The 4735-nt window shown below is 67.1% G+C and carries 5 protein-coding genes; all 5 read left to right on the forward strand.

All coding sequences use genetic code 11. The features are described 5' to 3' along the window. Positions 1–168: 168 nt before the first annotated feature. Positions 169–1149, forward strand: a complete 981-nt coding sequence (locus tag M2283_RS51320; protein ID WP_280883537.1) for a helix-turn-helix domain-containing protein — start codon at positions 169–171, stop codon at positions 1147–1149. A 96-nt stretch (positions 1150–1245) separates the two neighbouring features. Next, positions 1246–1776 (forward strand): hypothetical protein, encoded by a 531-nt coding sequence (locus M2283_RS51325; protein ID WP_280883538.1) that lies wholly within the window; start codon positions 1246–1248, stop codon positions 1774–1776. Positions 1777–2356: 580 nt separating this feature from the next. Next, complete coding sequence (locus M2283_RS51330; protein WP_280883539.1) at positions 2357–3268, forward strand: DUF6192 family protein; 912 nt, start codon at positions 2357–2359, stop codon at positions 3266–3268. A gap of 2 nt (positions 3269–3270) precedes the next feature. Continuing rightward, positions 3271–3681 carry a RacP protein gene (locus M2283_RS51335; RefSeq protein ID WP_280883540.1) on the forward strand — a complete coding sequence of 137 codons (411 nt, stop codon included), beginning with the start codon at positions 3271–3273 and terminating at the stop codon, positions 3679–3681. Between the two features lie 73 nt (positions 3682–3754). Next, positions 3755–4612, forward strand: coding sequence for an IS5 family transposase (locus M2283_RS51340; protein ID WP_280883541.1), 858 nt, complete (start codon positions 3755–3757; stop codon positions 4610–4612). Positions 4613–4735: the final 123 nt, after the last annotated feature.

Genomic DNA, 4735 nt, shown 5'->3' on the forward strand with positions numbered 1-4735 from the left:
AGAGCCTGTTCCTGAGCCTGACATGCCAACGCGACTGGCCTCCTTGTCCCACGCGGTTATTGGACCGCCGTCGGGTCGCGGGCCGGCATGCTTCCAGCGGCAGCAGCGGGCTGCGTTCGGCTTGTTCGGGAGATGCTGGTCCGACCCTGCCACGGCAACACTGGGGTCATGGATGTCGTCAGTACCGCCGAGGTGGCGGAGGGGGAGCGGTTCGCCTTCTGGCGTGAGGTGCACTCGAAGCTCTGGGCGCCCTACGATCTACGCTGCGATCCGCAGGTGGAGAGCGGATTCCGGGCTCAGGTCGGCGTCAGCGAGTTCGGCCCGGTGCAGGCGACACTGCTGACCGCGATGCCGCACGCGGTGCACCGCACCCCCAAGCTCATCCGGCAGTCCGATCCGGAAGTACTCAAGCTGGTCTGCATCGTGCGCGGCGGCGGCACGGTGACGAAAGACGGCCAGCGTGCGGACATGGGGTTCGGGGATCTGATGCTTCATGACACCTCGCAGCCCTACCTGGCCCAGATGGCACCGGACGTCCCGGTGACCCGGCTGCTGCTCCTGCGTTTTCCGCGCTCGCTGCTGCCGTTGCCTCCCCGGGACCTGCGGCGCCTGAGCACCCTGACCATCCCAGGCGCCCACGGCATCGGTGCGCTCTCGTCACAGTTCCTGTTGCAACTCGCCCGGCACATGCACGAACTCAGCCCCTCCGACACCGCCCGGCTGTCCACCCTCACTATCGACGTACTGACCACGGCGCTCGCCGACGCCCTGGACGCCCACAGCGTGGTGCCGCCCCACACCAGGCGGCGCGCTCTGATGGCCCAGATCCACGCCTTCATCCGGGACAACCTCGGCGGCCCGGACCTGACTCCGGACGTGATCGCCGCCGCTCACCACATCTCCCTGCGCTATCTGCACAAGCTGTTCCAGCAGGAAGGGCACACCGTCGCCGGCTGGATCCGCGAACGCCGCCTGGAACAGTGCCGTCGCGACCTCGCCGACCCCCGGCTGGCCACCCGCCCGATCCACGCCATCGCCACCTGCTGGGGGTTCACCAGCCCCGCGCACTTCAGCCAGGCCTTCCGTAACGCCTACGGCATCTCGCCACGCCAGTTCCGCCAGCAGTGCACGACAGTGCGCGCAGACTAAAGACCTGTGCACTCACCCGTAACGACAAGCCTAGCCACAGCGTGCACCCTCAGTTCGAGAAGGTCGGAAGGCACAACTGTCGATTAGGGGGAATTGGTGCTGATCAAAACAGCACGAGCCTCAAAAAGAGGGTCTGCCGCATGTGGCCTGCTCGTAGCGTTCGCCATGCTGCTGTCAATGTTTGCTGCTACACCGGTGCACGCTGCTACGGACCCCTACATCAGCGCCGCAGGTGAGCCGCGGGTCGAAGGCATCTCAGGCCCGTGGATGAAGATGGACCGCCCGCGCGGCGAGGAGTCGCGGAACTACCTGCCCGGATGCGCTCGGTACTACGTCTGTCTGTACGTTCTCTCGAACCAGACCAGCGCGAGGAACTACTGGTACATCTTCAGGTTGTACGACGAAACCATGTACGACGTCTACGACTTCAACTACGACAACACCCTGCAGTGGATCATCGTCAACCAGACCGGCGGCAAGGATGCGGCGACATATGATGGAGGTCCAATTCCGGACCTGATCCAGTGTTACAACACGAATGATCCTGCGCTTGAAACATCGCGCAACTTCAAGTCCGCCAACTGGTACTTCGTCTGGCACGTGAGAACCGATGTCTCCACCTGCTGATTCGAGCGGACCAGACCGTCCTCCGGCGGCACCCCGATGAGCAGTGCACCGCCGTAAGTGCCGTCCCTGCCCGTACGGTGGTCGTATGGGCAGGGACGGGGTGGCCCGGTTGCGTCTGGTCGTTGTCGCGGTCGATGGGGGCGGGCCAAGGTTGTGCCGGGGGTGCGGTAGGCCGTTGATGCCGTCGGCGAAGTCGACGGCGGTGTTCTGTGAGAACGCGTGCCGCTCCAGGCACTGGCGGCGGATGCGTCGGGCGAGGGCTCGGACCGAGGCGGTGAAGGCCGGTGTGACGGCCTTGTGTCCGCAGTGCGGGGCGGTGTGGACGGTCGGGGTCGACCGCCTGGTCTCGGCGGTGTACTGCTCTCCCGCCTGCCGCAAACAGTCATGGCACGCGCGGCGCGCGCGGCCTGGCGGGGTGTGAGCCTGCGCGTTCGGTGGACGCGGGGCCGCTTCGGGCGCCGGGGCTGTACGCCCTTGGCTGCTGGGTGAGGCAGCCGGATGGTGCGAAGTGACGGGCGTCCAGGGCGAGTTGGCGGCACAAACAGGTGTCGCTCCCGGGGTTCGTGGGGGTGGTGTCCGGATGACCGGGATGGTCGGCAGTGTGACCCGGCAGCGCTACGACGAGCTGGTCAGGCTGGGGCGGGACTGGGTCGAGGCGATGAGCAGCGTCCAGTGGCAGCTCGGGGACGCCGGCCTGGAGATCGAGCCGATGCGCTCCTACGGGGGTACGAATCCGTCGGGGAGCGAGGAGTTGTTCACGGTCAGCGAGGCGATCCGGATGTTCGCCGAGGACGTCGGCCTGGCGTATTCGACGGTCCGGGACTACCGGTGGGTGGCCTCGCGCTGGCCGAAGGAACGTCGGCGGGCGGATGTCTCCCACACCCTCCACAAGATCCTCGCCTCCATTCCCGACGAGCAGGAACGGTTCGAGGCGGTGGACAATCCCCCGGCCAGTCCACGCGGTGGGCCCGCGCGCTGGACGCACGACAGCGCGAAACGGATCGTCGGCTGGAAGGTCGACACCCCCGAGAGCGTCCAGGAGAAGGTGGACGCGATCCACGACCTGGCCGCCGACGACCAGGTGGCCGCGCGGGTGGCCACCGACTTCCTGCGCCGTCCGGCGGTCGCCTCGAAGGCGATGGCCGACGGCACGGCCAGGCACGCCGTGAACGAGGCGCAGTTCGACCAGTTCCGCCAGCAGGTCCAGTACGGGCAGGAGGAAGCCGCCCCGCAGCTGGACCAGCTGCGGCGGATGGAACACAACACCCAGTTCATGGACCTGGTCGCGGTCTGCACTCAGTTCACCGTCACCGCCGGCAGGATCGTGCCGAACCTGCGCGGCGAGCCCTACGACGACGCCGAGCGCGAGACGATCCTGCGGGGCCTGGCACGGGTGCGGGCGTCGGCGGACTGGATCGAGAACGCGGTCACCCGCGGCGAGGTCGACCTGGACGAGCAGCTTCAGAAGCTGCTGAAGGGCTCGGGCGAGTAGCGATGGGGCGGGGCGTTCCCGCTCACGTCCACGCCGAAGCCATCCTGTCCGCCCTGTTGGAGGCCCGTCCCGCCGGTCTGACGATCGTCCAGCTGGTGGCGGCCACCGAGCGCACCCGCGCGCAGGTCCACACCGGGCTCGCGCATCTGCGCCAGGTCGCCGCCGCGAAGGGGCTTCCGCCGGTGACCTGGGACAAGACGTGGGGCTACCGGATGCTGGACGACGCGCCAGAGGTCTGGATCGGTTACGAGCGGGCGTTCTTCGAGTCCGTCCACCACCGGGTGGAGAACTTCATCGCCGGGATCCTCCTGCCACACCAGAAGAAGAAGCCCGACGACCCTTACATCCGCACGGTCATGGCGCAGATGGGCGCGATCGAGTCCACTCTGCACCTTCTCGCCAACCTGGAGTGAACCCCGGAAAGGCAAGGGGCCGCGACCGTCCCGCAGTTGGCCCCTTCTTCAGGTCGCGGCCCGACACCCCGTCATGCCCCTGCCCCGCTACCGCTACCCCTCCGACACCACCGACCTCGAATGGGCCCTGCTCAAGGACCTCCTCCCGACTCCCGCCTGCCAGACCCCGAAAGGCGGGGCACCGGAGAAGTGGCCCCGGCGCCGCGTGGTCGACGCGATCCGCTACATCACCGATAACGGGGCGAAGTGGAGGGCGATGCCCGCCGATTTCGGAATCCCGTGGCGCACCGTGTTCGGGTACTTCGCCCGTTGGGCGAAGGGCGGCGTACTCAAGCGGATCCTTGACCAGCTCCGACGGCGGTTGAGGCTGCGCCGCCGCCGCTGTCCCTGGCCGGTCCGGGTGATCGTGGACTCGCAGTCCGTCAAGGGCGCGGAGACCGTGTCGAACGCGACGCGCGGCTACGATGCAAACAAGCACATAAATGGGCGGAAACGACATCTCCTTGTTGACCAGGACGGCCTGCTGGTCGACCTGCTCGTCACCCCTGCCGATGTCCAGGACCGCGACGCGGCCCACATCCTGCTCACCCGGCTCCATACCGAACACCCCGAAATCGTCCTGGTCTGGGCGGACAACGGTTACGGAGGCGAGGAGTTCAGCACCTGGTCCCAGACCACCCTCGGCATCACGATCAAGGTCGTTCCTCGTCCCAAGGATGCCAAGGGCTTCGTCCTGCTGCCGAAGAGGTGGGTGGTGGAACGGTCGAATTCATGGACGATGAGGGCCCGGCGCAACGCAAGGGACTATGAGCGGCTGATGTCCCACGCGGAAGCCCACATCCAGTGGGCGTTCATTACGCTCATGTCCCGCCGCCTGGTCCGCCCCCGCCGCCAGACCGAGGCGCTGCCAGCCACTCTCGCAGCCGCCTGAAGACTAACGTGCTGCCGTCGCCGTTCGGAATGGCGACCATCGACGCCCAACCGAACGGTAAGCCGGATCACCACCATCCCTCATGCCATGTGAGCTGCAAAAAGAGGATGTGACACAGCTTCT

This window comes from Streptomyces pseudovenezuelae, from assembly GCF_029892565.1.
Taxonomy (GTDB): Bacteria; Actinomycetota; Actinomycetes; order Streptomycetales; family Streptomycetaceae; genus Streptomyces; species Streptomyces pseudovenezuelae_A.